The organism is Conyzicola sp., assembly GCF_057073975.1.
In genome coordinates this window covers 1-1,803 of record NZ_JBXMIS010000099.1, presented here as the reverse complement: position 1 = coordinate 1,803, position 1,803 = coordinate 1, and the positions used below count along the sequence as shown (strand labels likewise).

The following is a 1,803-nucleotide window of genomic DNA, read 5'->3' as shown; positions in this document are numbered from 1 at the left end:
TGTGGGTGCGGTTGTTGGCCTGCACGCCGTAGTTGTTCTCGAGGTTGAAGGAGTCGAGGGTGGAGCTGACGATCCCGAGCGCTTTGCCGAAGGTGTAATTGGCGTTGATGACCGCCCGGCCGCGAGTTCGCAGGAACTTCGCCTGCACCGAGTTGTAGTTCGCGTACAGGTTGTTAGTGGAGAGCGGTAGCCCGGCGAAGCCCTGCAGCGGACGGAAATTGTTCGCGTTCAGGGTGTTCGGATCCACGCCGCCGTTCTTCGATGAACCCGGGGGAGGGCTCATCCGCATGATGTGTGTTGAATGCAGTCGACCAGTCGACCGAACCGGGTACTGCACGGCGTGCGGTGTCTGGTCGCTCGACCTCGCCGCATCCGGCGCTGTGCCGCGTTTCAGCCCAGCCTCCACCGGTGCAGCGCAGCCCGCCCCGCAGGCAGCTCGTGCGCCCATGCCCACCATTCCGGAGTGGAGCACCGCTGAACCTGCGGAGGCGGAGTGGGATCTCCCGCCGGTCACCGCGGCTCCGCAGCCGGCCTACGAGGCCCCGCCGACGGGATTCGAGTCGGCCCCGCCGCCCATGGCACCCCGTGCTTTCCAGCCGAGCCCAGCAGCGCCGGCCATTCCTGCGGTGACGCCAGCTGCGCCGCCCGTTGCCGCGGCGCCCGACAACCCGACCGGCCCGACGCCGACGATCGACGACCTCTTCGGCCAGCCGTCGCACATGCCGGCACCGGCGGCTCCTGGTCCGGCGATCCCCTACGCCTTCCTTCCGCCGCCCAAGGCGGCCGATCGTGCCGAGGTCGCGCACCCCACGAGCGAGCTCTCGCTCGACGACCTCGACTCCGATCCAGAGCTGACCATGATCGCCTCGCGACGAGGCAAGACGAAGTTCTGGACCCTCGACCTTCCCGACGGCAGCGTCGAGGTCATCGTCGGCAGCGTCATCGTCGGCCGTGCGGCCTCGCCCGTGCCCGGTCGGGTCGGAGCGCGCTTGCTCTCTATCGACGACCCGACGCGGTCGGTGTCGAAGAACCACGCGATCTTCACCGACGAGAACGGCGTGCTTCTCGTCGAGGACCTCGGCTCGATGAACGGCATCGTCGTGACGAGGGCCGATGGCCACGAGACAGAGCTGAGCCCCGGAATCCGCCTTCGACTCGATCACGGGTCGACGGTGGAGCTCGGCGATCTGCTGCTCACGGTCTACAAGAACTGAGCCGTCGCCGACTGGCGTGTTCTGCCTCCAAACATTGGTAGTTTAGAGCCGAACTCAACTTCGAACGGAGCCCGCGTGCAGACCACCGCGACGATCGCGAGCGCCAATGCGTCGTCGAGTGTTGTCGTCAGTGCGGCATCCGACACCGGGATGGTGCGCTCCGTCAACGAGGACAGCTACCTCGCCGCTGGTCCGATCTTCCTCGTCGCCGACGGAATGGGCGGACACAACGCCGGCGACCAGGCCAGCCAGGCAGTACGCGAGACGTTCAAGGCGGCCTTCCCCGACGACGCACCCGCGACGACGGCTGGCGTGCTCGCTGCCATCCGCTCGTCGAACGTCGCGGTGCGAGCCATCTCCGGCGACGAGAGTGTCGGTAGGGGCATCTCCGGCACGACCCTCGCTGGAGTCGCCCTCGTCACCTCCGGCGACTCCGGGCTGCTGCACTGGATGGCATTCAATATCGGCGACTCCCGCATCTACTCGTGGGACGGCCGGTCATTCGTGCAGCTGAGCGTCGACCACTCCGCCGTGCAGGAGCTCGTCGAGGCCGGCGTCATCACCGACGAGGAGGCCGTGCTGCATCCCG

The 1,803-nt window shown here is 67.4% G+C and carries 3 protein-coding genes; 2 read left to right on the top strand and 1 reads right to left on the bottom strand.

Features of this window, described 5'->3' with window-relative positions:
• Positions 1-247 (bottom strand): outer membrane beta-barrel protein (locus AC14A7_RS08790; RefSeq protein WP_484008202.1); only part of this gene is annotated, 247 nt, incomplete at its 3' end.
• Positions 248-446: 199 nt separating this feature from the next.
• On the opposite strand from AC14A7_RS08790, the gene AC14A7_RS08785 reads away from it, so the two are divergent.
• Together AC14A7_RS08785 and AC14A7_RS08780 are read left to right on the top strand one after the other, a co-directional pair.
• Entirely contained in the window at positions 447-1,214 is a 768-nt protein-coding gene (locus tag AC14A7_RS08785) for an FHA domain-containing protein (RefSeq protein ID WP_484008201.1), read from the top strand.
• Between the two features lie 75 nt (positions 1,215-1,289).
• Positions 1,290-1,803, top strand: a 514-nt coding sequence (locus AC14A7_RS08780; protein WP_484008199.1) for a PP2C family protein-serine/threonine phosphatase, incomplete at its 3' end; no start/stop codon positions are given.